Here is a 23,128-nt window from a genome sequence, read left to right on the forward strand (position 1 = left end):
CCTGCTGTCTCAACTAACCCTGCCAGAGAGGGCGACAGCACGGGGTCTGGATTCATCTCCGAGGCTCATCCCTTCGATCACAGGTTTCCGCCGGCCGCGGCTATGCGGCGGGCGTGATTCTGGCCGGCCTCCCGCAGCGCGCCCTCGTTATGCCGAATGGTTTCGGCGATCGTGCGCAGGACGTGGTAGAGCCTCATCGACTCGGCGTTCCAGCGCTCCACCACATCCTTGAACCGCGCGGCCGCAAGCCCACCCCACACCGACGGCGGCACACTGCTCATGCGGCCGATGAATGCCTGCAGCAACGCCCGGATCTCCTCGTTGCGGGCGTCCGTCTGTGCGGCGACCGCGCGCATCAGGTCAAAGTCGGTGTTCAGCGTGCTCATACCAACTACGACCGCGCCGACCGTCATTCGGTTCCATCCGATTGTGCTCATCCCACCGCATGCGCGGTCCGCACGGCCTGCTCACACACCGCCCGAACGGCGTCCTCGCCACCCGGCCTGCTCTGGCACCCGACGCTGATGCGGACCGCGCCGTCGAGCAACACCGTCCAGCGCACCTGATGTGCGGCGCGCACTTCGCGGTAGGTCACCGCGGGTCGCCCTGCGCTTACGCCCGCGGGATTGAAGTCGACGAACACGCCGGCCGGCTCCGCATCGATCGCCCGCTTCAACCGCTCCGCGGTACCACCGAGCGTTTCACGCGCGACCGGTGATTGCGTGACATGCAATGCCACCTCGGGGTCGGACGGCGAGGTGACCTGCACCCGGGCCGAGCCCGGCCCGGCGACCACCCGCTCTACGGGCCAGTTCGCGGGCACCGTCAACGCCATTCGGCCTTCCACCAGAAATGTCGTCGGCGCTATCTGCGCGGGCGCCCCGCCCTGACGGCCCAAAGCGGCGGCGGCCGGAGCCGCGAGGACGACGGCGGCGCCCGCAAGCCACGCCAGCCTCCCGGCGCGGGACCGCGCCGCAGATCCCGTCACGGATGGCCGGGCGGGCTCGTCCCGGGCCGCCTGGGCCGCCGCCCTGGCCAGCCGCGCCAGCCGAGCGTCGTCGACTTCCAGGACCCTGGTTCCACCACCGCGCACCGCGTCGGCGATCGACGCCGCGAGTGCCCCGGCCCCGGTGACCGTGCTCGGCGCGTCGATCAGCACGACCGCCGTCACTGCCGGCGTCATCCCGGAAATAACCCCTGCGACCTCCTCGGCGATCGGGTGAGCCCCCGTCCGTCGGGGTACGGCCGCCGCCTCGGCACCAACGACCATCACCATCCGATCGGCGATCTCCACCACCGTCACGTCCGACGAGGTTTCCGGCGATGCCCGCGTCAGCAGCCACGACCGCGGACGCGCGACGATGTCATCGGGGTGGTCGACCAGGGTCTGCGCGGCGGCGGTGACCACGCCGACGCGAGATGCGGGCCACCACGACGGATGCAGGACGAGGATGCCTTCGCGGTGCCCACAGTCCAGTGATCGCAGCGTGGCGCGCCACAGCGAGTCCACGGCGACCGGGCGCTCATCCACCAGTGCCACCGCGTCGTCTACCGCGCCCAACGCGGCCCGACACATCTGGGCCAGCTCATGCCCGGCGACCACACCTGTGCCACAACACAATCGGCGTACGGTGCCCGGACCCGCCTCGATCACCGCGCGGTGTGCGGTCATAAAGGTGGGCTCCAGGCCACCTGCACGAGCTGCTCGTCACCGCCGCGGGTCACCAGGAGGCCCCGGCCCGGCGGCAGCGCTCCCGGGCGGACGGACCCGAACAGGGCACCCTCGTCCGGCCGCCCGCTCATCATCAGTCCCATGCATCCGTGGTCACGCAGGCCGGCAAGCAGCGGCTCGAACAAGGCCCGCGCGGCACCCCCACTGCGCCGTGCGAGGATCAAATGAAGCCCGAGATCTCTTGCGTGCGGTAGATATTCGAGGATTGCGGACAACGGGTTGCCCGATGGCAAGGCGACCAAGTCATAGTCATCGACCACGACGTAGAGGTCCGGCCCGGACCACCAGGACCTGGCTCGCAATTGCGCCGGACTCACCTGTGGCGGGGGCATCCGCGCAGCGAGCAAGTCGAGCACACCCGGCAGCACGGCACCTAATGCCGCCGGCGACATGGCATAGCCGCCAAGATGTTCCGACTCGACGACTCCCAGCAGGGTCCGCCGAAAGTCGACGATGAACAGCCGGGCTTGCGCGGCGGTCTTGGTTCGGACGACCTCCCGGCACAGGGTCCGTAACGTGGTGGTCTTTCCGCACTCGGTGTCCCCGAGGATCAGCAGATGCTCATGGTCGAGATCGACTGCGACCGGCCGTAGTCGGCGCTCCTCGAGGCCAAGCAGGATGCGCGTGCGCAGCTCGTCGTCGGCGCGATCGACCACGCTGCCGTGGTCGACCTGGGTGGGCAGCAGCGGTATCGGGGGGGCCGCGAAACCCGGGCTCGACTCGAACCCGTCCAGCCGGGGCAACGCGATCATCATGTGCAACCCGTCGTGGGAAAGGCCGCGGCCCGGTCTGTCGACGGGTACCCGCTGCGCCTGCTTGCGGTCCAGTTCGGAATCGGCGGGCTCACCCAGGCGCAACTCGATCCGGGTGCCGATCTGGTCCTTCAGCGACGGCCTGATCTCCGCCCAGCGCGACGCCGCCAGCACCACGTGCACGCCGAACGAAAGGCCTTGCACCGCAAGGGCAGTAATCGGCTCCTCCAGTCCTTCGAACTCGTGCCGCAGGGTCGCCCAGCCGTCGACCACGAGGAACACGTCGGCGAAACAGTCGCTGGCCGTGCGCAGCTGACGGTACTGGACGATGGAATCGATGCCGCGGTCACGGAAGTGGGCCTCGCGGGCCCGAACATATGACTGAAGTTCGGCGACCATGCGCCGAACGAGCTGTGGCTCGGATCTGCCGGCGACGGTGCCCACGTGGGGAAGCGCGTTCACCGAAGCCAGCGCTCCGCCGCCGAAGTCCAGACAATAGAACTGCACCTGACCCGGGCCATGACGGGCGGCCAACGCGGTGATCAGCGTGGCCAACGCCGTTGACTTGCCCGATTGCGGTGCGCCCACGATCGCGACATTGCCTGCGGCTCCGGATAAGTCGACGACCAGCGGTGTCCGGCACTGCTCGAACGGTCGGTCGACGATTCCGATCGGCACGGTCAGCGACGGCGCCGCTCCGGTCTGGCGCAACAGGGTGTCCAGCGCGGGTGCCGCCCCCAGCGGCGGAAGCCAGACCGGGTGCGCGGGCGGCCCTTGTCCGGCGAGCCGGTCCAGGACCGCGTGCATGACGGTGCGGGTGGGCGCCGCGCCGATCTGTTCGCCGCCGGAAGTGATGACCGACCCGGCGGGGTAGGTGCTGAACTCCCGCACCGATGGCGCCGTCGCCGTGCGGACAGCGGCGCGGGCCTGAAGCGGTCCGGAGACGAAGGCGGTCTGGAAGCCAATCGGCTCCCCGGCTCCCAACCGGAGGAATCCCGCTCCGGGCCTATTCGGCATCTCGTAGGCGTCCAGCGTTCCCAGGACGGTGCGCGATTCGCTGGCCGACAACGTTTTCAAGCACATCCGATAGGAGAGGTGGGCCTCCAAGCCGCGCAGCCTGCCCTCGTCCAACCGCTGACTGGCCAGCAGCAGATGCATACCCAGCGACCGGCCAAGCCGACCGATCGCCACGAACATGTCCGCGAAATCGGGATGCTGGCTGAGCAGTTCGGAAAACTCGTCGACGACGATGAACAAGGTCGGCAGCGCCCCCATTGTCGCGCCGGCGCTGCGGGCTTGCTCATAGGCGGCGACGCTGACGAGGTTGCCCGCCGCGCGGAGCAGCCGTTGCCGACGGTGGATCTCACCGGCCAGCGCGTCTCGCATCCGGGCGACCAGCGGCGCCTCGTCGGAAAGGTTGGTAACGACCGCGGCCACGTGCGGCGCCCGCGCAAGATCGAGAAACGTTGCACCGCCCTTGAAGTCGATCAGCAGCAGGTTGACCACTTCTGGCGAGTTCCGTGCGATCATGCCCAGTGCGACGGTGCGCAGCAGCTCCGACTTGCCCGACCCGGTGGCGCCGACGCACAGCCCGTGCGGGCCCATGCCGTTTTCGGCTGGCTCCTTGATGTCGAGCCGTAGCGGTGTGCCGTCGCTCGTGGTTCCGATGGGAACACAGAGTCGCTCGCGGTGATGTTGACTGCGCCACAGCGCGATCGGATCGAACGATTCGACCTCGTCGATGCCGAGCAGGCTAGGCCAGGACGAGCCGCCGTCCCCACCCGGCGCACCGACACCGAAGGCGGCCAGCCGACGGGCACAGGTCAGCGCGTCGATGGCGCCCAGCCGGTCGGGGCGCAGCAATGCTTGAGCTCCGCCCGCCTGCCTAATCGTCAGCGCCGCACCGTCGTTGCCGGCGCCGACCTCCACAATCGTCGCGCCAGCGATCGCGGGATCGCGTACTGGTTCGGCGCGCTCGTCCGCCTCGACGATCACCACGACATGCGGCGGTGCCGCGCCGCCGATCACACCTTGGGCCTCCGCCAGGGTCGGGTACACCATGCGGGCGGGTCCCGCGGCATCGCTTTCTGTGGGATGTTGATTGTGCGGCAACCATTTCAGCCAATCCCAGTGGGCTCGATTCCGGTCGCTGATCGCGCCGACAACCATCAACTCGTCCGGCCGGTGCAACACAGCAAGTTGGCAGACCACCGCGCGAAGCAGGCCGCGCACCGCCCGCACGTCGCCGTCGATCGTCACCGCCGCCATTTCGCGCAACGGGATCGTGACAGGCGCATCGGCGATCGTCGAGTATGCGTCGATGAATTGGCGCAGCGCGGCGGCGGTCACCGGATCCGAGCGCCGCACCGGCCGGGACTGCGGAACCACCAGCCGCGCGGCCAGCGGCTGGCTTCCCATGCCGACGCGGACACGACAGAAGTCGCAGTCTGCGCGTCGGCGTTCCCACATCCGTGGGCCGCCGATCAACGTCCACAACGTATCGGGGTCGGGATAGTCCCGGTTCAGTGAAGAGCGTTGTGCTGCCGCCGTTTCGGCGACGGACCTGCGCAGGTCACTCAGGTAGGCCAGGTAGTCGACCCGGTCGGCATCGATCCTGGCCCGACGCCGGCGGCCGCCTCCGGTGACCGCCGTCATCACCAGCGAAGCCAGCATCATCATCGGGAACGCCAAGAAGGTCGGACCGCGCGCAACGGACGAACCCGACAAGAACAGCGCCGCCATGACACCCAGGGTCGCGACGGACATGACAACGGGCAACACGCGGACCAGCGGGCCCGGCGACGGCAACGACGGCAACTCAGGCGGCGCGGCGACCACGATCTCCGTGGCCACCAACGCCGGCGGCCGCCGCGGAGTCGTCACTCTACCCACGGTTGGGCGACGCTAAATGGCTACGGAATCGGCCGCAAGTCGCCTGTGCACAACCGAATACCAGCCGATCGAAAACCGGCTACCGTGCCGACAATCCGATTGCGAAAGGACCCAGCGTTGCCCGCATCCGATCCAGGACTGCGCCGCGTCTCGGTTCACACCGGCGCTGCCGTCGTCGACGTCACCCTGCCCGCCGCGGTTCCCGTCGCCACCCTGATCCCGTCGATCGTCGACATCATCGAGCGACGCGGCGCCGAACCGGCCGGTGACGTCGTCGCGACCCGCTACCAGTTGTCCCGGCCGGGCTCGTCCGCTCTGCCGGCCTCGTCGACGCTGGCGCAAAACGACATCCGCGACGGGGCCGTGCTGGTACTGAGCCGGTCCTCCGCCCAGCCGCACACCCCCCGCCACCATGACGTGGCCGAGGCCCTGGCGGCGGTGATCGACACGGCGGCCCGGCCATGCGCCCGGCAGCGGGCCCGGCTCACCGGCGCGGTGGCCGCCGGCTGCCTTACCGGCGTCGGCGCCCTGATGCTTGTTCGAAATGCGTTCGATACCAATGTCGCCCGACAGCCCGGCAGCACCGCGAGCGTCGCGGCGACAGCGGGATTGGCGGCCCTGTTTTTTGCGGTCATCGCCCACCGGGCGTATCGGGACCCGGTCACCGCGCTCACGCTGAACGTCATCGCCACCGCGTTCGCCGCGATTGCCGGCCTGCTCGCGGTCCCGGGCACTCCCGGCGCCCCGCACGTGCTGCTGGCCGCGATGGCGGCGGCCGTCACCTCCGTGCTGGCGCTGCGCGTAACAGGCTGTGGCGTTGTCACCTTGACCGCGTTGGGATGCTTTGCCGCCGTCACCGCCGTCACCGCGCTGGCGCGGGTGTTCACCGCTATCCCGTTGCACGCCGTCGGCTCGGCATCCGCACTCGCGTCGCTTGGGCTGCTCGAGGTCTCACCGCGGGCGTCGATCGTGTTGGCGGGGCTGGCGCCACGACTGCCCATCCCGGACGGCAACGACGCTGAAGCGGCGCCGGCCACGGATCGGCTGGCCGCCAAGGCGATCCGCGCCGACAATTGGTTGACCGGCCTGCTCGTCGCATTCTCGTCCTCGGCTGCCACTGGTGCCATCGTCACCGCACTCGCGGCCCGCGGCCGCGGTGCGCCGGGCATCGGCAATCTCGCCTTTGCCGCCGTGATCGGTGGGCTGCTGCTGCTCCGCGCCCGCTCAGTCGACGGGAGAAGGACGCTGGTGTTCGTCGCCACCGGAATTGCCACGACCGCAACGGCGTTCGCCGTTGCCGCGGCCAGCGCGCCCCAGGGCGGGCCATGGATCGCCGGGACGACGGCGGTGTTGGCCGCCGCCGCGATCTGCCTGGGTTCGGTTGCTCCCGCGATGCCGCTCTCACCCGTCGGCCGGCGCGGCGTCGAGTTGCTGGAGTGCGTGGCGCTGGTCGCGGCGGTTCCCATGACCTGCTGGATGTGCGGACTCTTCGGCACGGTCCGCGGCTTGAACCTGACATGACCCCGGCCACGTCGCGTGTCGCGCATGCGCTGGGGGCAGTGGCGCTCGCGGCGCTATTCCTGTGCGCGACGTGTGCGACACCACCCGCGCGTGCGGTCACCCCGCCGCCGATCGACGACAGGTGGTTGCCGGAACCGGCGCTGCCGGCGCCACCGGAGGCCACCGTGCAACGCGAGGTGTGCACGGCGCTGACGACGGACCCGGCGACGGCGGTCAACCGGGCCGACATACCCGCTCAGCTCGCGGACCTCGGGTTGCCGCAAGTCTGGCAACTCACCCGAGGCGCGGGCCAGCGTGTGGCGGTCATCGACACCGGCGTTTCCCGACACGTGCGGCTTCCGAATCTGGTGGCCGGAGGTGACTACGTCTCCACCGGTGACGGCACTCAGGATTGCGATGCGCACGGCACGGTGGTGGCCGGAATCATCGCGGCCGCACCGGATTCCAACAAGGATGGCTTTAGCGGCGTCGCTCCCGACGTCACCGTGATCGGCATCCGCCAGTCCAGTGCCAAATTCGCGCCCGTCGGTGAGGAATCCGCTACGGGGTTCGGTGACGTCGCCACCATGGCGAAGGCCGTCAGGACGGCGGCCGATCTCGGCGCGTCGGTGATCACCATTTCCTCGGTCGCGTGCGTTCCGGTCGCGGCCGCGCTCGATGACCGCGCGCTGGGCGCCGCGCTGGCCTATGCGGTGGATGTCAAGAATGCCGTGATCGTCGCCGCGGCCGGCAACACCGGCGGCGTCGCGCATTGTCCACCTCAGCGGTCCGACGCGAACTGGGACACCGTCACGGTCGCGGTCAGCCCGGCGTGGTACGACGACTACGTGCTGACCGTCGCCTCGGTGAGCACCGAAGGGGCCCCGTCGGCATTCACCCTCGCCGGACCGTGGGTCGATGTTGCCGCCGTCGGCGAGGCGGTCACCTCTCTCAGCCCGGTGGGCGACGGGTTGGTGAATGCCGTTGCCGGACATAATGGTTCGACGCCGCTGTCGGGCACCAGTTTCGCGGCGCCCGTGGTCGGCGGGCTGGCCGCGCTGATCCGGGCCCGGTTCCCGGCGTTGAGCGCGCGGGAGGTGATGCAGCGCATCGAATCGACCGCGCATCACCCACCCGCGGGCTGGGATCCGTTGGTCGGCAACGGCACGATCGATGCACAGGCCGCGGTCAGTACCGACGCCACGCCGCAGACCGCCGGCTCCACGCCCGCACACCCGCCCGTGTCGCCCACGGCGGCCAAGCCGCCGGCCAATCACGCCCGGGGCACCGCGTTGGCCGGCACGGCGATCTGCCTGGTCGCGTTGCTGGCGACCCTGGCCACCCGCGGGCTACGGCGTCCCGGCCGACACAGTGTCGCGAGCGATTGACGCCTGCTCCCTACTCAGTTCCGGTCCACACGGCAGCTCGGCCAACATCGGCCACGGCGCCGGATTCGCCGCCGTCGGCAGCCCGAGACGATGCGCGGCGTCGTCGTCATGGATCGCGAACCGCACCCCGGTGTCGGTGACCAGGTATCGCGTGCCGACCTGCGCCGCGCCGCCCGTCAGCGTTCCCGAACGCACGTACGCGCTGCGGCCGGGCGGGAGGTAGACCGCGTCCAGCGCGGGTCCGCGGCCGTCGGCCTGAGCCAGGGTCACCGGCGCCTGGCCGGCGGGCACCGGAAGGCCGCCACCCGCGAAGACCGCGATCTCGGCACCACCCGACGGCGCGGGCGCCCAGCCGACGCACAGCGTGGTCCCGGTGGTCTCGTCGCCGTCCAACGGTGTGGGCGCCCGGTCGGGAAAAGCCGACACCGGCAGCGTGTCCACGATCGACGCCGCACGAAGCACGTCGGGCGCGACCACGGTGAAGTTCGCGGTGCCCTGCGAGTCGCTGAACCGCAGCAGATCCGCGGCGACCTGGCCAATTCGCTGCACACCGGCGCCCAGCACGACGTAGTACTCGTCGCCGTCGCCGCGGGTGATTCGCAGCACACTGCCGACCGGAAATCCGGGTACCCCGGCCGGGCCGTGGCCGCCCGCTCCGCGTATCCGGGGCGCCCTGATCGGTGGCGCCTCCGGAACGGCGTTCAGCAAAGCCCGCGAAACCGGGCGTGGCGCCCGGCCCTGCAGCCTGAGCGCACGCAGCACCGCGGGGTCGGCGAGGTCCACCACCGCCCGCTTCCCGTGGTAAAGCAAGTAGGCCGGGGAGCCCGAGCCGGCAGCGACCAGAACGGTCTGCCCGTCACCCAGGCGAGCGATGCCTGACCCCTCGATGGGCCCGACGACGACCGTCGTCGCCGCAGCGCTGCCGGTGTCGCAGATCGTCCACGCTGATCCATCGCCAGGCAGCGGCCGGCCAAGAAGCGGCGGCGCACCCGGAATACCAAGCAGCGGGCCGCGTTTGGTGCGGCTCAGGTCCGATCCGCGCACCCGCTGCGGGTTGGCGTCCGTCGCCGCGATCAATCGCGCCGAGGCCAGGTTCAGCACCGGATGCCACGTGTCGCCCACCCGCACGTACAGCGCTCCGGAATCTTGATCCATCACGATCTGGGCATGATCGAGCGCCACCCGCGGCTGCAGCAACGCAACCAATCCGGATCCCGCCAGGGCGATGGCCGCCAGTAGGCATCCGAGTGCCAAGGACGCCGTGTGCGCGCGCAGCGGCTCGCTCACGGTGCGAACATCCCTGCGCAGCAACGCGCACTCGATGCGCCGCAGCAGAAATCGGTAACCACTGACGTGCAGCCAGGTCGTCGGTTGGCGCGGCATCAATGCCCCTCGAATCCCCTCAACGGCGTGTTCCGCCTCACAATAGGGCCGGTCGCCGCGACCGCCGCTCCGCTCGTCCACAGGCCGGCCAGGTTTCGGCCGGCCTGGTAGCGGGTAAAGTTTCGGCGTGAAACCTCACCGCACCAGTCGCTGGATCGGCACGGGGGCTGCCGCTCTGGCCAGTGTCGCAGTCGTGCTCGTCGACCCGAGCGCGACACCGGCTGCCTCCGCCACCGACTGCCCGGATGCCGAAGTCATCTTCGCCCGCGGCACCAGCGAGCCGCCCGGCATCGGTCGAGTCGGCGAAGCGTTCGTCGACTCCCTGCGCCAGCAGACCAGCGGCATGAACATCGGCGTGTACGCGGTGAACTATCCCGCCAGCCGCCTCCAGATACACACGGGCGACGGCGCCAACGACGCCATTTCACACGTCAAGTCGATGGCATCGTCATGCCCGAACACCAAGATCGTGCTCGGTGGTTACTCACAGGGCGCCGACGTGATGGACATCGTGAGCGGAGTCCCGATCGGCGGCATCGGCTGGGGAAGTTCGCTACCGCGCGAATACGCCGACAACGTCGCGGCGGTCGCCGTTTTCGGCAACGTGGCCAACCGCGCCGGCGGATCGCTGCCGAGCCAAAGCCCGCTGTTCGGTTCCAAGGCGATCGACCTGTGCAACCCCAACGACCCGATCTGTCACGCGGGACCGGGCAACGAATGGAGCGGGCACACCGAGGGTTACGTGCCTGTGTACACCACCCAGGCGGCGGCTTTCGTTGCGTCGAAGCTCCTGGCCGGGTCCGGCCAGCAAGTGCCCGGGTTTGGGCCGCAGGTGCCGGGGCCCGTCCCGCACCTGCCCGGACAGCTACCCAGTCCTGTCCCGCAGGTGCCCGGGTCCGCGGCGCAGGTGCACTGACGCCCAAGAAATCCCGCTCAGTGGGTATCAACCTGTGCGCCGATGGCGACCCGATCTGTTCGGACGGCAACCAGTGGCGCGCGCACACGGGCTGCGTGCCCGGGATGACCGACCAGGCCGCGAGTTTTGTCGCGGCCTGGATCTAGTCCTGCCACCCATACTCGAGTGGCACGCCGCGCACTGCGCGGTTACGATCGCGCCGGGCGTCACCCGTCGTTTGCCGAACGCGTTGAAATGGGGCCCACTTTCGCCTTTCCGCCCACAGGGAAGTGTGCGGACACGTTGTCGGGATTCGGATTTACCTGTGCCGGTTTGCGCTTGGAGGGTTGATGCAGGACATCGAGAACGCAGCCATTGCCGACCTCGACACGATGACAGCCAGCTGGGAGACGCTCGAAGACTACACGCTGCGCTTGGCGCCGCGCAGCTACCGGAGGTGGTCCCCGGCGGTGGTGGGCATCTCCGCTCTCGGCGGCATCGCCTACCTGGCGGACTTCGCGATCGGCGCCAACGTCGGCATCACGTGGGGCACCGCGAACGCGTTGTGGGGAATCGGGATCTTCGCCGCAGTGGTCTTCGGGACCGGATTGCCGCTGGCCTACTACGCGGCGCGGTACAACATCGACCTGGACCTGATTACCCGTGGCAGCGGTTTCGGCTACTACGGGTCGGTGGTGACCAACGTGATCTTTGCGACGTTCACGTTCATCTTCTTCGCGCTCGAGGGCTCGATCATGGCGCAAGGCCTCAACCTGGGCCTGCATGTACCACTGTGGCTGGGCTACGCCTGCTCGACGCTGATGATCTTCCCGCTGGTGATGTATGGCATGAAAGTCCTCTCCCAGCTACAACTTTGGACCACCCCGCTCTGGTTGATCCTGATGGCGGCCCCGTTTGGCTACCTGGTGGTCAGCCATCCCGAGTCGATCGCGCAGTTTTTCGCCTACCCCGGCAGGGACGGTCATGGTGGCGTGAACGTCGACTCGGCCCTGTTGGCAGCGGGCGTATGTCTGTCGCTGATCGCCCAGATCGCCGAACAGATCGACTATTTGCGGTTCATGCCGGCGCGGACGCCGGAAAACTCACGCAGGTGGTGGACGTGGACGCTGCTCGCCGGGCCTGGCTGGGTTGTGTTTGGAGCGATCAAGCAAATCATCGGCCTGTTCTTGGCGGTCTATCTCATCTCCAACGTCGCCGGCTCCACGACGATCGCCAATGTGCCGGTGCACCAATTCACTCAGATCTACCGAAACGTGATGCCCGGCTGGCTGGCGCTCACGCTCGCGGTGGTCCTGGTGGTGCTCAGCCAGGTCAAGATCAACGTGACGAACGCATATTCGGGCTCACTGGCGTGGACCAACTCGTTCACGCGCGTCACCAAGCACTACCCCGGGCGCGTCGTGTTCCTCGGCGTGAACCTGACCATCGCGTTGATCTTGATGGAAGCCAACATGTTTGACGTCCTCAACACGATCCTGGGGTTCTATGCCAACTGCGGCATGGCGTGGGTGGTGACGGTGGCCTCGGACATCGTCTTCAACAAATTCCTGCTGGGGCTCTCGCCGAAGACGCCCGAGTTCCGCCGCGGCATGCTCTACGCCATCAACCCGGTCGGCTTCGGGTCGATGCTGGTGGCCGCGGGAGGATCGATCATCGCGTTCTTCGGCGGCCTAGGCGCGGCACTGCGCCCTTATTCGCCGTTGGTGGCGATCGTCACCGCGTTGGTGATGCCGCCGGTCCTGGCGATCGCGACCCAGGGCAGATACTACCTTCGGCGCACCCACGACGGTATCGATCTGCCCATGTATGACGAGTACGGCAATCCCTCGGCCGCGCGCTTGACGTGCCACGTTTGCCAACACGATTTCGAGCGGCCCGACATGCTGGCCTGCCAAAACCACGACGCGCACGTGTGCTCACTGTGCCTGTCCACCGACAAACGGGCCGAACACGTGCTTGCGGCCCACCCCTGAGTCTCACCGCCGACGCGCCCGAATTTCGTCAGCGATTTGGCCGAGCCCGCCGACGTCGCACCAACCGGAAACGTGGTGGGCGGGATGCCGGTTGTCGGTGCGGCAGGGGCGCAGCCGGCGCCGGTCCCCGATACGGGTTTTTCCCGACCGTCGTGGCCCGCCCACCGTCGGCGGGCTAGCGCGAGCGCAGGTCCCGGGTAATCAGGGTTCGCGACGCGAGCTCCTCGTCGGGGGGATAGTCGACCCCGACCAGTGTCAAGCCGCGGGCGGGCGCGGCCGCGAAGTCGCTGGACCGAGCGGTTGCGGTGAGCAGGTTGCGACACCAGGCCCGAGTGCGACGATGCTCGCCGACGGCCAGCAGCGCCCCGATCAGCGACCGCACCATCGACCAGCAGAACGCGTCGGCGGTGACGTGCGCGATGATCAGGTCCCCGTCGCGCGACCAGTCCAACCGCTGCAGGTCGCGGATGGTGGTGGCGCCGTCGCGGTGCCGGCAGAACGCCGCGAAATCGTGCAATCCCACCAGGTCTCGCGCCGCGGCGATCATCGCATCCACGTCCAGAGGCCGCGGCCACGCGGTGATGTAGCGCGCCTGCTGCGGCTGGACACCGTAGGGCGCGGTCGACAATCGGTACGTGTAGTGACGCCGCAGCGCCGAGAACCGGGCGTCGAAGCCCGCTGGCGCGCGGGCGATTTCGAGCACCCGGACGTCGGCGGGCAGGAATCGGCCCAGGCGCCGAACCAGCGGCAAAAACTCGGGCTCACCGGTGTGTGGGCGTACGCCCCCAGAGAGTGGGGGCACCTCCCGCTTGCGGGGGAGCACCCCCACCCGCTTGCGGGGGTGCACACGGGGATAGGCGTTCGGTAAGGCATCGGCCGGTACATCACCATGGGCCACCTGCCCGGTGGCATGCACCCCCGCATCGGTGCGCCCTGCCGCGCGCAGCCGCACCGGCGCGCGGAAAATCGTCGTCAACGCCTCATCGAGAACGCCCGCAACGGTTCGTTGGCCCGCCTGCGCCGCCCAACCCGCGAAATCCGTTCCGTCATAGGCGATATCGAGCCGAAGACGGACGTCCCCACTAATTCTCGGGAGCCTCTTCAGGGGACTCCTCGGGCTCGCTGGCGGCGGCCTCCGCGACCTCTTCGGCCGCCTCCTCGACCGCCGCCTCCGGCTCGGCCGGCGCTTCCGGTGCCGCCGCGGCCGCCACGGGTGCAGCCTTCGCAGGAGCCTTCGAGGCCTTCACCCGGCGCGCCCGGTCGGCCTCGGACGTCACCGTTTTCTCCCGCACCAGTTCGATCACCGCCATCGGAGCGTTGTCGCCCTTGCGCGCCTCGACCTTGATGATGCGGGTATAACCGCCATCGCGGTCGGCGAAGAACGGTCCGATCTCGGCGAACAAGGCGTGCACCACGTCCTTGTCGCGGATCTTCTTGAGCACCTCACGCCGGTTGTGCAGCGTGCCCTTTTTGGCGTGGGTGATCAGCTTCTCCGCGTACGGCCGCAACGCCCGCGCCTTGGGCTCGGTGGTCTTGATCCGGCCGTGCTCGAACAGGGATGTGGCCAGGTTGGCCAAAAGCGCCTTCTGGTGCGAAGACGACCCGCCGAGGCGAGGCCCCTTGGTGGGCTTGGGCATTGCTGACGCTCCTTAAATTTCGAAAGCCGTTAGAGCTGTTCGGTTTCCGCGTAGTCCTGGTCGTCGTAGGCGCCCTCGGTGGACCAGGTGCCCGTTGCGACGTCGTAGCCCGCCACCTCGGACGGGTCGAAGCTCGGCGGGCTGTCCTTGAGCGACAGGCCCAGCTGGTGCAGCTTGACCTTCACCTCGTCGATCGACTTCTGCCCGAAGTTGCGGATGTCGAGCAGGTCGGACTCGGTGCGCGACACCAACTCGCCGACGGTGTGCACGCCCTCGCGCTTGAGGCAGTTGTAGGACCGCACCGTCAGATCCAGGTCGTCGATCGGCAACGCGAACGACGCGATGTGGTCCGCCTCGGCCGGCGACGGCCCGATCTCGATGCCCTCGGCCTCGACGTTGAGTTCGCGTGCCAGGCCGAACAATTCGACCAGCGTCTTGCCCGCCGAAGCCAGCGCGTCGCGGGGGGTGATCGAGCTCTTGGTCTCGACGTCGAGGATCAGCTTGTCGAAGTCGGTCCGCTGCTCGACCCGGGTGGCGTCCACCTTGTAGGTCACCTTGAGCACCGGCGAGTAGATGGAATCGACAGGGATACGGCCGATTTCGGCGCCCGACGCCCGGTTCTGCACCGCCGGAACATAACCGCGGCCGCGCTCAACGACGAGCTCGACTTCCAGCTTGCCCTTGTCGTTCAGCGTCGCAATGTGCATCCCGGGATTGTGCACCGTGACACCGGCGGGCGGCACGATGTCGCCGGCGGTCACCTCGCCCGGTCCCTGCTTACGCAGGTACATGGTGACCGGCTCGTCCTCCTCCGAGGACACGACCAGACCCTTGAGGTTCAGGATGATGGCGGTGACATCCTCCTTGACGCCGGGCACGGTGGTGAACTCGTGCAGCACACCGTCGATGCGGATGCTGGTGACCGCCGCGCCGGGAATCGAGGACAGCAGGGTGCGACGCAGCGAATTGCCCAGGGTATAACCGAACCCCGGCTCCAGCGGTTCGATGACGAATTGGGATCGGCTGTCGGTGAGGATTTCCTCGGACAGTGTGGGTCGCTGTGAGATCAGCATGGTGTTTCTTCTTCTCCTTCTCGGCACCCGCTATTTGATGCCGTCGGGGGTACTCGGGGGGGCGACGCCCCCCGAGGGTGGGTTTACTTCGAGTAGTACTCGACGATCAGCTGCTCGGTGAGCGGGACGTCGATTTGCGCGCGCTCGGGCAGTTGGTGGATCAGAATGCGTTGGCGCTCGCCGACGACCTGCAGCCAGCTCGGGATCGGCCGGTCGCCCGCCGTCTCCCGCGCGATCTGGAACGGCACCGTGTTCAGCGACTTGTCCCGCACGTCGATGATGTCGTACTGCGAGACCCGGTAGCTGGGAACATTGACGTGCACGCCGTTGACGCTGAAGTGCCCGTGGCTGACGAGCTGACGGGCCATCCGGCGGGTGCGGGCCAACCCGGCGCGGTAGACGACATTGTCGAGCCGGCTCTCCAGGATCTTCAGCAGTTCCTCGCCCGTCTTGCCGGGCTGCCGCACGGCCTCCTCGTAGTAGCGGCGAAACTGCTTCTCCATGACACCGTAGGTGAAGCGGGCCTTCTGCTTCTCCTGCAGCTGCAGCAGGTACTCGCTTTCCTTGATCCGCGCGCGGCCATGCTGGCCAGGCGGGTAGGGGCGCTTCTCGAAGGCCTGGTCGCCGCCCACGAGGTCGGTGCGCAGCCGGCGCGACTTGCGGGTGACGGGTCCGGTGTAACGAGCCATGGTGTCTTTAGACCCTTCTGCGCTTGGGTGGGCGAACGCCGTTATGCGGCTGGGGCGTGACGTCGGAGATCGCGCCGACCTCCAGGCCGGCGGCTTGCAGCGACCGGATCGCCGTTTCACGGCCCGAGCCCGGGCCCTTTACGAACACGTCGACCTTGCGCACCCCGTGCTCCTGGGCCTTGCGTGCGGCGTTCTCCGCGGCCAGCTGAGCGGCGAACGGGGTCGACTTGCGCGATCCCTTGAAGCCGACGTGACCCGACGACGCCCAGGCGATGACGTTGCCCTGTGGGTCGGTGATCGTCACGATCGTGTTGTTGAACGTGCTCTTGATGTGGGCGGCGCCGTGCGGGACGTTCTTCTTTTCCCGTCGCCGCGTTTTCGGGGCCTTCTGTCCCCTCTTAGCGGACGTTGCCTGCCCTTTTTTTGCTGGTGGCATCGGTTACCTGGCCTTCTTCTTGCCTGCGATGGTGCGCTTGGGACCTTTGCGGGTCCGCGCGTTGGTCTTTGTCCGCTGGCCGCGCACCGGCAGGCCGCGCCGGTGCCGCAGGCCCTGGTAGCAGCCGATCTCGATCTTGCGGCGGATGTCTGCCTGGACCTCGCGACGCAGGTCACCCTCGACCTTCAGGTTGGCTTCGATGTAGTCGCGCAGCCGGGTGAGCTGGTCATCGGAGAGATCCCGGGTCCGCAGATCCCGGTCGATGCCGGTGGCCGCCAGGATTTCATTCGAGCGGGTACGGCCGACGCCATAGATATAGGTTAGGGCGATCTCCATCCGCTTATCGCGCGGCAGATCGACGCCGACTAGTCGAGCCATGGTGGCGCTTCCTCTTCCTTTGCGGAGGTCTGGTCCCAGTCCGTCCCCTCGCCCAAAAATAGATTTGGGCTGGGGGCCCGGCCTCCGTCCGGGCGTGGATGAGCTGGCCTATCTCCATCGATGCCAGCCGCTCATTGGTGCTGGGAGGTCTGCATTCAGTTGTCTAGGCGCCCGGCTGGTTAACCCTGCCGCTGCTTGTGGCGCGGGTCGGAGCAGATCACCATAACCCGCCCATGCCGACGGATCACCCTGCACTTGTCACAGATCGGCTTGACGCTCGGGTTCACCTTCACGGCAGTCTCGGTCCTGTTCTCTGGTGGTTTCGTTACTACTTGTATCGGTACACGATGCGGCCGCGGGACAGGTCGTAGGGCGACAACTCCACCACCACCCGGTCCTCGGGCAGGATGCGGATGTAGTGCTGCCGCATCTTGCCGCTAATGTGGGCGAGCACCTTGTGGCCATTCTCCAGCTCAATGCGAAACATGGCATTGGGTAGGGGCTCGACCACGCGACCCTCGACCTCGATGGCACCGTCCTTCTTGGCCATTACTTTTTGGCGATCCTTCTGTTCACTCGTCGGGTGCACCCGGTTTCGGCGCAGCATGTTCCGACTACGAAACGTGGGCCGGTGGTGGAAATTCCGCGAATCGATTCGAGAAATTTCAAGACTGGGCACGCCAATAGTCGGCACGAACGCCGCACCGTCCATCCACGATACCCGCATCGCCTCATCCGGCGCAAAACGCCGCAGGCCAGGAATAGGGTCCCGGATCGCCCGGTTAGAGCAACCATGACCAACAAGCCCGATCTTGGCCGGTTCGGATCGTTCGGACGAGGGGTAACGCCCCAGCAAGCCAAAGAAATCGAAGCCCTGGGCTACGGGGCTGTTTGGGTCGGTGGCTCACCGCCCGCCGAGCTGGCCTGGGTGGAACCCATTCTCGAAGCGACGACCGCCCTGCACGTGGCCACCGGCATCGTCAACATCTGGTCGGCGCCCGCCAAGCCGGTGGCCGAGTCGTTCCACCGGATCGACAACGCCTACCCGGGTCGCTTCCTGCTCGGTATCGGCGTTGGCCATCCCGAGGCGACCACCGAATACCGCAAGCCTTATCAGGCGCTGGCGGAGTACCTGGACCGGCTCGATGACTATGGGGTGCCGACCAACCGCCGGGTGGTGGCGGCACTGGGCCCACGGGTACTGAAACTGTCTGCGCAACGCAGCGCGGGAGCCCACCCGTATCTGACGACTCCGGAGCACACCGCGCACGCCCGTGAACTGCTCGGGCCGTCGGCATTCCTGGCACCAGAGCACAAGGTGGTGTTGACCTCGGACCCAGACAAGGCCCGCGCGGTAGGCCGGAAGGCTCTCGATATCTATCTCAACCTGGCCAACTACCAGAACAGCTGGAAACGGCTGGGTTTCACCGACGAGGACATCGCCCGACCCGGCAGCGACCGCCTTGTCGACGCCATGGTCGCCTACGGAACGACCGACGCCATCGCGGCCCGGCTCAGGGAGCACCTCGATGCCGGTGCCGACCACGTCCCCGTCCAGGTCCTCACCAGAAGTGAAAACCTGGTCCCCGCGCTCGCCGAATTGGCTGGGGCACTGCTCGGCTAAGGTTTGACCATGCGGTTGCTAGTCACCGGTGGCGCGGGCTTCATCGGCGCGAACTTTGTGCACAGCACCGTACGCGAATATCCCGACGACACGGTGACGGTGCTCGACGCCTTTACCTACGCCGGCAGACGCGAGTCGCTGGCCGACGTCGAAGACGCCATCAAGCTGGTGGAAGGCGATGTCACCGACGCCGACCTGGTGTCGGCGCTGGTGGCCGAGTCCGACGCGGTCGTGCATTTCGCCGCCGAGTCTCACGTCGACAACGCGCTGGACGACCCGGAGCCGTTCCTGCACACCAACGTGATCGGCACCTTCACCATCCTGGAAGCGGTACGACACCACGGCGTACGGTTGCACCACATCTCCACCGACGAGGTCTACGGCGACCTGGAGCTCGACGACCCCCAGCGGTTCACCGAATCCACGCCCTACAACCCGTCGAGCCCGTACTCGGCGACCAAGGCGGGCGCCGACATGCTGGTCCGGGCCTGGGTGCGGTCCTATGGCGTGCGCGCGACGATCTCCAACTGCTCCAACAACTACGGTCCGTATCAGCATGTCGAGAAGTTCATCCCGCGCCAGATCACCAACGTGCTCACCGGAAGGCGGCCCAAGCTGTACGGCGCCGGTGCCAACGTCCGCGACTGGATCCACGTCGACGACCACAACAGCGCGGTTCGCCGAATCCTAGAAAAAGGCGAAATCGGCCGCACCTACTTAATCAGCTCCGAGGGCGAGCGCGACAACCTGACCGTGCTGCGCACGCTGCTGCGGCTGATGGGGCGCGATCCCGACGATTTCGACCACGTGACCGACCGCGTCGGCCATGACCTTCGCTACGCCATCGACCCGTCATCCCTCTACAACGAATTGGGTTGGGCCCCAAAGCACACCGACTTCGAGGAGGGCTTGCGCGCCACGATCGACTGGTACCGCGACAACGACGCCTGGTGGCGTCCGCTCAAGGACGCCGCCGAGGCCCGCTACGAACAACGCGGTCAGTGAGATGAAGGTACGCGAACTCGATGTCCCCGGCGCCTGGGAGATCACCCCGACCATCCACGGCGATTCCCGCGGGTTGTTCTTCGAATGGCTCACCGATCACGGGTTCACCGCGTTCGCCGGCCACCGCTTGGACGTACGGCAGGCCAATTGCTCGGTGTCGTCGGCCGGTGTGCTGCGTGGCCTCCATTTCGCCCAGCTACCCCCGAGCCAGGCCAAGTACGTGACTTGCGTGTCCGGTGCGGTGTTCGACGTCGTCGTCGACATCCGGGTGGGCTCACCGACATTCGGCCGCTGGGACTCGGTCCTGCTCGACGATCAAGACCGTAGGACGATCTACATCTCCGAAGGCTTGGGTCATGGTTTCCTTGCACTGCAAGACAATTCAACGGTAATGTACCTGTGCTCGGCGGAATATAACCCGCAGCGCGAGCACACCATCTGCGCGACAGATCCGACGCTGGCGATCGACTGGCCGCTGGTTGACGGCGCCGCGCCTAGCTTGTCCGAGCGCGATGCCGCGGCCCCCAGCTTCGACGAGGTGCGCGCGGCCGGCCTCCTGCCCACCTGGGAGGAGGCGCAGAGGTTCGTCGGCAGCCTGCGAGGCCGCCCATAGGCCTTTCGAAGTCGACGTCGCCTGCCCCTAGAAGGGCGGTGGGTCGTCGGGATCGGGTGGGGGGTCGTGGGTTTCGGCGAGGGTTGTGGCGGGGTGGGCGCTTTGGCGGGCTTGGTGGTTGTGGTGGCGTTGGGTGGTGATGTAGTGGGCGCGGTTTTGGGCGCGGGTGCTGGTGCGCAGCGGCATCATGGCGGTGCGGTTACCGCGGCGATCGGCGCGGGACGGGTCGGGTGGGGGTGGGTCGCCGGTGGGGGTGCACAGGGCGGGGAACAGCAGCGCGCTGCCGGGGGTGGTGACGTAGGTGTGGTTGTCGGGCAGGGTCCAAATCACGGTGCCGTCGGGCAACTGCCGGTCGCGCCAGCCCCAGAAAGTCTTCATCAAATGATGAAACCTGCATAAACACTTGATATTTGAGGGGTGGGTGGCGCCGCCGTCGGCGAACGCGATCGTGTGGTCGAGATCGCAGTCGCTGGCCGGGCGGTCGCAGCCCGGGGCCCGACACGTCAGATCCCGCGCCCGCACAAACGCCGCCAGCGTGGCCGACGGGGTGTAGCCGGGTTCGGCGCCGGGCAAAACCAGCGGGCGCAGCCGGGCGGTCGTGGCCAGCTCGGCCACCAACTCGGCCGGGATCAGCCCGTCAGCACCCAGCAGCGATCCCGGGGCCTGGCCGCGGCCCTCCACGCTGGCCCGCTCGGCGACCACGTGGATGACCACCGCCGACGGCGGGCGCGCCCCGGCGGTGCAGTCGGTGCTGCCACACTGGCAGCCCAGCCGCTCGGCCCCGACGGCCAGCGCGCCGAGCGCGTCGGCGCGGCGCTGATCCCGGGTGCGCGGATCGGCGGCACACACCGTGGCGATCAGCGCCTCGAGCCGTTTGTCCAATGCTTGGGCGTCGGTGGCATACAGCCGCCCCGACACCTCACCCATGCCCTCCTCGACATCCCAGATCGACACCTGCCGATCGCGGGTTCGCTCCCGCACCCGGCGCACCGCGTCCGGGTCGGCCGGGGCCACGACCCGATCGATCGCGCCGGCCAGCCGGCCCTGGGTCATCGACGGCCAGCGCGCCACCCGCAGCGCCAGCTCGGCATCGACGCGGGCCAGCACGGCCGCGTCGGTGATCAAGTCGGTGCGATACACCAGGGTCTGAAACATCCGGTAGTCGATCTCCCCGGCCCGAAACACCTCGGCCACCTTCGGCAGCCGCTCGCGCATCGCCAGGGCATACCGCATATAGCTGCCGGCCATCGCCAGGCTGGCGCGAAACGCCGCGGCCACCTCGGCCCCCACCGCCGCCCAGGTATCCACCGCCCAATCGGCCTCTTCGCCCCGCTCGACGCGGCGCAACTCGAACAACTCCCCGATCGCATCCAACCGAGCCGCCGCCGCACGCGCCTCGGCCCGCCCCGCCACCCGCATCCGCTCAATCAACCCCCGCGACTGGGCGGTGTCGGAGGGCTCAAAATACTCCGCAAAATCGAACACGTGTTCGAGCATAGACGACGGCTACGACAAGACCGACCAGCGGCGGGTTGCCAGTATCATCGACCGTTACTAGGATATGCAAGTATCGCCTTGTTTCGCCCTTTCTACCCGTATGGGACAGCCATGACTACGCAGATTTCGCACTTCATCGATGGGCGACGCACCGTCGGCCAGTCCACCCGCACCGGCGACGTCTTCGACCCCAATACCGGCCAGGTCCAGGCGAAGGTACCGATGGCATCGAAGGCCGACATTGACGCCGCGGTGGCATCAGCCGTCGAGGCCCAAAAGGGCTGGGCCGCTTGGAATCCACAGCGCCGCGCTCGGGTGCTGATGCGCTTCATCGAACTGGTCAACGACAATATCGACGAGCTGGCCGAGCTACTGTCCCGCGAACACGGCAAGACGCTGGCCGACGCCCAGGGCGATATCCAGCGCGGCATCGAGGTGATCGAGTTCTGTATCGGGATCCCCCACCTGCTCAAGGGCGAGTACACCGAAGGCGCCGGCCCCGACATCGACGTCTACTCACTACGGCAGCCCCTCGGCGTGGTCGCGGGCATCACCCCGTTCAACTTCCCGGCCATGATCCCGCTGTGGAAGGCCGGACCCGCCCTCGCCTGCGGAAATGCGTTTGTTCTCAAGCCCAGCGAGCGCGACCCGTCGGTCCCGGTGCGGCTAGCCGAGCTGTTCGGGGAGGCGGGCCTGCCCCCGGGAGTCTTCCAGGTCGTGCACGGCGACAAGGAAGCCGTCGACGCCATCCTTAACCACCCCGACATCAAGGCGGTCGGCTTCGTCGGTAGCTCGGACATCGCCCAATACATCTATGCGACGGCCGCGGCGACAGGTAAGCGGTCGCAATGCTTCGGCGGCGCCAAGAACCACATGATCGTGATGCCCGACGCGGACCTCGACCAGGCCGTCGACGCGCTGATCGGCGCCGGTTACGGCAGCGCCGGCGAACGCTGCATGGCGATCAGCGTCGCGGTCCCGGTCGGCGAACAGACCGCGGAACGGCTGCGCACCAGGCTGATTGAGCGGATCAACAACCTGCGGGTGGGGCACAGCCTGGACCCCAAGGCCGACTACGGCCCGCTGGTTACCGAGGCCGCGCTCACCCGGGTGCGCGACTACATCAACCAGGGCGTGGAAGCCGGGGCCGAGATCGTGATCGATGGCCGCGAGCGCACCAGCGACGACTTAGCGTTCGGTGACGCCAACCTCGAAGGCGGCTTTTTCATCGGACCCACCCTCTTCGATCATGTCACCCCAGACATGTCGATCTACACCGACGAAATCTTCGGACCCGTGCTGTGCATGGTCCGCGCCCACGATTACGAGGAGGCGCTGCGGCTACCGTCGGAGCACGAGTACGGCAACGGCGTGGCGATCTTCACCCGCGACGGGGACGCCGCCCGCGACTTCGTGGCACGGGTGCAGGTGGGCATGGTCGGGGTCAACGTGCCGATTCCGGTTCCGGTGGCCTACCACACTTTCGGCGGCTGGAAGCGTTCCGGCTTCGGCGACCTCAACCAGCACGGCCCGACGTCGATCCAGTTCTACACGAAGGTCAAGACCGTCACGTCACGCTGGCCTTCCGGCATCAAGGATGGCGCCGAATTCGTCATCCCCACAATGGGTTAGCCGCCATC

21 protein-coding genes and 1 pseudogene are annotated in these 23,128 nt (G+C 67.8%); 9 read left to right on the plus strand and 13 right to left on the minus strand.

The window, feature by feature from the left end:
• Positions 1–77 precede the first annotated feature (77 nt).
• Genes G6N24_RS16585 through eccCa form a run of 3 tightly spaced genes read right to left on the minus strand, consistent with a single transcriptional unit; the run spans position 78 to position 5,367 of the window.
• Positions 78–386, minus strand: a complete 309-nt coding sequence (locus G6N24_RS16585; RefSeq protein ID WP_372514559.1) for a WXG100 family type VII secretion target — start codon at positions 384–386, stop codon at positions 78–80.
• A 47-nt stretch (positions 387–433) separates the two neighbouring features.
• The gene (locus G6N24_RS16590; RefSeq protein WP_085156446.1) at positions 434–1,672 is read right to left on the minus strand and encodes a type VII secretion-associated protein; all 1,239 of its coding nucleotides are present in this window, start codon (positions 1,670–1,672) and stop codon (positions 434–436) included.
• Positions 1,669–5,367: a type VII secretion protein EccCa gene (eccCa, locus tag G6N24_RS16595; protein ID WP_372514556.1), complete on the minus strand. Its 3,699-nt coding sequence runs from the start codon at positions 5,365–5,367 to the stop codon at positions 1,669–1,671. The genes G6N24_RS16590 and eccCa overlap by 4 nt, the downstream gene beginning before the upstream one ends.
• A gap of 126 nt (positions 5,368–5,493) precedes the next feature.
• Here eccCa and eccD point away from each other — a divergent pair, with 126 nt between their 5' ends.
• A complete protein-coding gene (eccD, locus tag G6N24_RS16600; protein WP_085156452.1) occupies positions 5,494–6,897 on the plus strand; it encodes a type VII secretion integral membrane protein EccD in 1,404 nt (467 codons plus the stop codon).
• Complete coding sequence (gene mycP, locus G6N24_RS16605; protein ID WP_085156441.1) at positions 6,894–8,264, plus strand: type VII secretion-associated serine protease mycosin; 1,371 nt, start codon at positions 6,894–6,896, stop codon at positions 8,262–8,264. Before eccD ends, mycP begins: the two co-directional genes overlap by 4 nt.
• Here mycP and eccB read toward each other — a convergent pair.
• Positions 8,226–9,647: a type VII secretion protein EccB gene (eccB, locus tag G6N24_RS16610; RefSeq protein WP_085156438.1), complete on the minus strand. Its 1,422-nt coding sequence runs from the start codon at positions 9,645–9,647 to the stop codon at positions 8,226–8,228. The two genes, mycP and eccB, sit on opposite strands and share 39 nt — an antisense overlap.
• A gap of 127 nt (positions 9,648–9,774) precedes the next feature.
• Here eccB and G6N24_RS16615 point away from each other — a divergent pair, with 127 nt between their 5' ends.
• From G6N24_RS16615 to G6N24_RS16625, 3 genes and pseudogenes are all read left to right on the plus strand, one after another.
• Positions 9,775–10,563 (plus strand): cutinase family protein, encoded by a 789-nt coding sequence (locus G6N24_RS16615; RefSeq protein WP_085156435.1) that lies wholly within the window; start codon positions 9,775–9,777, stop codon positions 10,561–10,563.
• A pseudogene (locus G6N24_RS16620) lies at positions 10,554–10,709 on the plus strand (cutinase family protein); the annotation flags it as partial. The gene G6N24_RS16615 and the pseudogene G6N24_RS16620, both read left to right, overlap by 10 nt.
• A 183-nt stretch (positions 10,710–10,892) precedes the next feature.
• Positions 10,893–12,536 carry a purine-cytosine permease family protein gene (locus tag G6N24_RS16625; protein WP_085156432.1) on the plus strand — a complete coding sequence of 548 codons (1,644 nt, stop codon included), beginning with the start codon at positions 10,893–10,895 and terminating at the stop codon, positions 12,534–12,536.
• 175 nt (positions 12,537–12,711) lie between these two features.
• On the opposite strand, the gene truA is transcribed toward G6N24_RS16625, so the two are convergent.
• From truA to infA, 8 genes are all read right to left on the minus strand, one after another.
• Positions 12,712–13,641, minus strand: a complete 930-nt coding sequence (truA, locus tag G6N24_RS16630) for a tRNA pseudouridine(38-40) synthase TruA (RefSeq protein ID WP_085156429.1) — start codon at positions 13,639–13,641, stop codon at positions 12,712–12,714.
• Positions 13,619–14,173 (minus strand): 50S ribosomal protein L17, encoded by a 555-nt coding sequence (gene rplQ, locus G6N24_RS16635; protein ID WP_085156426.1) that lies wholly within the window; start codon positions 14,171–14,173, stop codon positions 13,619–13,621. The genes truA and rplQ overlap by 23 nt, the downstream gene beginning before the upstream one ends.
• A 29-nt stretch (positions 14,174–14,202) precedes the next feature.
• Positions 14,203–15,246 carry a DNA-directed RNA polymerase subunit alpha gene (locus G6N24_RS16640; RefSeq protein WP_085156424.1) on the minus strand — a complete coding sequence of 348 codons (1,044 nt, stop codon included), beginning with the start codon at positions 15,244–15,246 and terminating at the stop codon, positions 14,203–14,205.
• Between the two features lie 83 nt (positions 15,247–15,329).
• Positions 15,330–15,935: a 30S ribosomal protein S4 gene (gene rpsD / locus G6N24_RS16645; protein ID WP_085156421.1), complete on the minus strand. Its 606-nt coding sequence runs from the start codon at positions 15,933–15,935 to the stop codon at positions 15,330–15,332.
• Positions 15,936–15,942: 7 nt separating this feature from the next.
• Positions 15,943–16,371: a 30S ribosomal protein S11 gene (gene rpsK / locus G6N24_RS16650; RefSeq protein ID WP_085156419.1), complete on the minus strand. Its 429-nt coding sequence runs from the start codon at positions 16,369–16,371 to the stop codon at positions 15,943–15,945.
• A 3-nt stretch (positions 16,372–16,374) separates the two neighbouring features.
• Positions 16,375–16,749: a 30S ribosomal protein S13 gene (rpsM, locus tag G6N24_RS16655; protein ID WP_085156415.1), complete on the minus strand. Its 375-nt coding sequence runs from the start codon at positions 16,747–16,749 to the stop codon at positions 16,375–16,377.
• 179 nt (positions 16,750–16,928) lie between these two features.
• Positions 16,929–17,042, minus strand: coding sequence for a 50S ribosomal protein L36 (gene rpmJ, locus G6N24_RS16660; RefSeq protein WP_003879483.1), 114 nt, complete (start codon positions 17,040–17,042; stop codon positions 16,929–16,931).
• A 35-nt stretch (positions 17,043–17,077) separates the two neighbouring features.
• A complete protein-coding gene (gene infA, locus G6N24_RS16665) occupies positions 17,078–17,299 on the minus strand; it encodes a translation initiation factor IF-1 (protein WP_003418601.1) in 222 nt (73 codons plus the stop codon).
• A gap of 243 nt (positions 17,300–17,542) precedes the next feature.
• Here infA and G6N24_RS16670 point away from each other — a divergent pair, with 243 nt between their 5' ends.
• Genes G6N24_RS16670 through rfbC form a run of 3 tightly spaced genes read left to right on the plus strand, consistent with a single transcriptional unit; the run spans position 17,543 to position 19,991 of the window.
• Positions 17,543–18,373 carry an LLM class F420-dependent oxidoreductase gene (locus tag G6N24_RS16670; RefSeq protein WP_085156409.1) on the plus strand — a complete coding sequence of 277 codons (831 nt, stop codon included), beginning with the start codon at positions 17,543–17,545 and terminating at the stop codon, positions 18,371–18,373.
• A 9-nt stretch (positions 18,374–18,382) separates the two neighbouring features.
• A complete protein-coding gene (gene rfbB / locus G6N24_RS16675; RefSeq protein ID WP_085156407.1) occupies positions 18,383–19,378 on the plus strand; it encodes a dTDP-glucose 4,6-dehydratase in 996 nt (331 codons plus the stop codon).
• Between the two features lies 1 nt (position 19,379).
• Positions 19,380–19,991 (plus strand): dTDP-4-dehydrorhamnose 3,5-epimerase, encoded by a 612-nt coding sequence (rfbC, locus tag G6N24_RS16680; RefSeq protein ID WP_085156404.1) that lies wholly within the window; start codon positions 19,380–19,382, stop codon positions 19,989–19,991.
• A 27-nt stretch (positions 19,992–20,018) separates the two neighbouring features.
• Here the strand turns inward: rfbC and G6N24_RS16685 are convergent, their stop codons facing one another.
• Positions 20,019–21,488, minus strand: a complete 1,470-nt coding sequence (locus G6N24_RS16685) for an HNH endonuclease signature motif containing protein (protein WP_163745545.1) — start codon at positions 21,486–21,488, stop codon at positions 20,019–20,021.
• A 111-nt stretch (positions 21,489–21,599) separates the two neighbouring features.
• Here G6N24_RS16685 and G6N24_RS16690 point away from each other — a divergent pair, with 111 nt between their 5' ends.
• On the plus strand, positions 21,600–23,120 hold the full coding sequence (locus tag G6N24_RS16690; RefSeq protein WP_085157834.1) for a CoA-acylating methylmalonate-semialdehyde dehydrogenase: 1,521 nt from the start codon (positions 21,600–21,602) through the stop codon (positions 23,118–23,120).
• Positions 23,121–23,128 lie beyond the last annotated feature (8 nt).

It is taken from the genome of Mycobacterium lacus (genome assembly GCF_010731535.1).
GTDB lineage: Bacteria > Actinomycetota > Actinomycetes > Mycobacteriales > Mycobacteriaceae > Mycobacterium > Mycobacterium lacus.

Bases quoted from the DNA above. Each gene is read 5' to 3' on its own strand.
- infA (WP_003418601.1), bottom strand. From the start codon at position 17,299: ATGGCCAAGAAGGACGGTGCCATCGAGGTCGAGGGTCGCGTGGTCGAG.
- rpsM (WP_085156415.1), bottom strand. From the start codon at position 16,749: ATGGCTCGACTAGTCGGCGTCGATCTGCCGCGCGATAAGCGGATGGAG.
- G6N24_RS16590 (WP_085156446.1), bottom strand. From the start codon at position 1,672: ATGACCGCACACCGCGCGGTGATCGAGGCGGGTCCGGGCACCGTACGC.
- G6N24_RS16640 (WP_085156424.1), bottom strand. From the start codon at position 15,246: ATGCTGATCTCACAGCGACCCACACTGTCCGAGGAAATCCTCACCGAC.
- rfbB (WP_085156407.1), top strand. From the start codon at position 18,383: ATGCGGTTGCTAGTCACCGGTGGCGCGGGCTTCATCGGCGCGAACTTT.
- rpsK (WP_085156419.1), bottom strand. From the start codon at position 16,371: ATGCCACCAGCAAAAAAAGGGCAGGCAACGTCCGCTAAGAGGGGACAG.
- G6N24_RS16670 (WP_085156409.1), top strand. From the start codon at position 17,543: ATGACCAACAAGCCCGATCTTGGCCGGTTCGGATCGTTCGGACGAGGG.
- G6N24_RS16685 (WP_163745545.1), bottom strand. From the start codon at position 21,488: ATGCTCGAACACGTGTTCGATTTTGCGGAGTATTTTGAGCCCTCCGAC.
- rplQ (WP_085156426.1), bottom strand. From the start codon at position 14,173: ATGCCCAAGCCCACCAAGGGGCCTCGCCTCGGCGGGTCGTCTTCGCAC.
- rfbC (WP_085156404.1), top strand. From the start codon at position 19,380: ATGAAGGTACGCGAACTCGATGTCCCCGGCGCCTGGGAGATCACCCCG.
- rpsD (WP_085156421.1), bottom strand. From the start codon at position 15,935: ATGGCTCGTTACACCGGACCCGTCACCCGCAAGTCGCGCCGGCTGCGC.
- G6N24_RS16585 (WP_372514559.1), bottom strand. From the start codon at position 386: ATGAGCACGCTGAACACCGACTTTGACCTGATGCGCGCGGTCGCCGCA.
- G6N24_RS16690 (WP_085157834.1), top strand. From the start codon at position 21,600: ATGACTACGCAGATTTCGCACTTCATCGATGGGCGACGCACCGTCGGC.
- eccB (WP_085156438.1), bottom strand. From the start codon at position 9,647: ATGCCGCGCCAACCGACGACCTGGCTGCACGTCAGTGGTTACCGATTT.
- G6N24_RS16625 (WP_085156432.1), top strand. From the start codon at position 10,893: ATGCAGGACATCGAGAACGCAGCCATTGCCGACCTCGACACGATGACA.
- mycP (WP_085156441.1), top strand. From the start codon at position 6,894: ATGACCCCGGCCACGTCGCGTGTCGCGCATGCGCTGGGGGCAGTGGCG.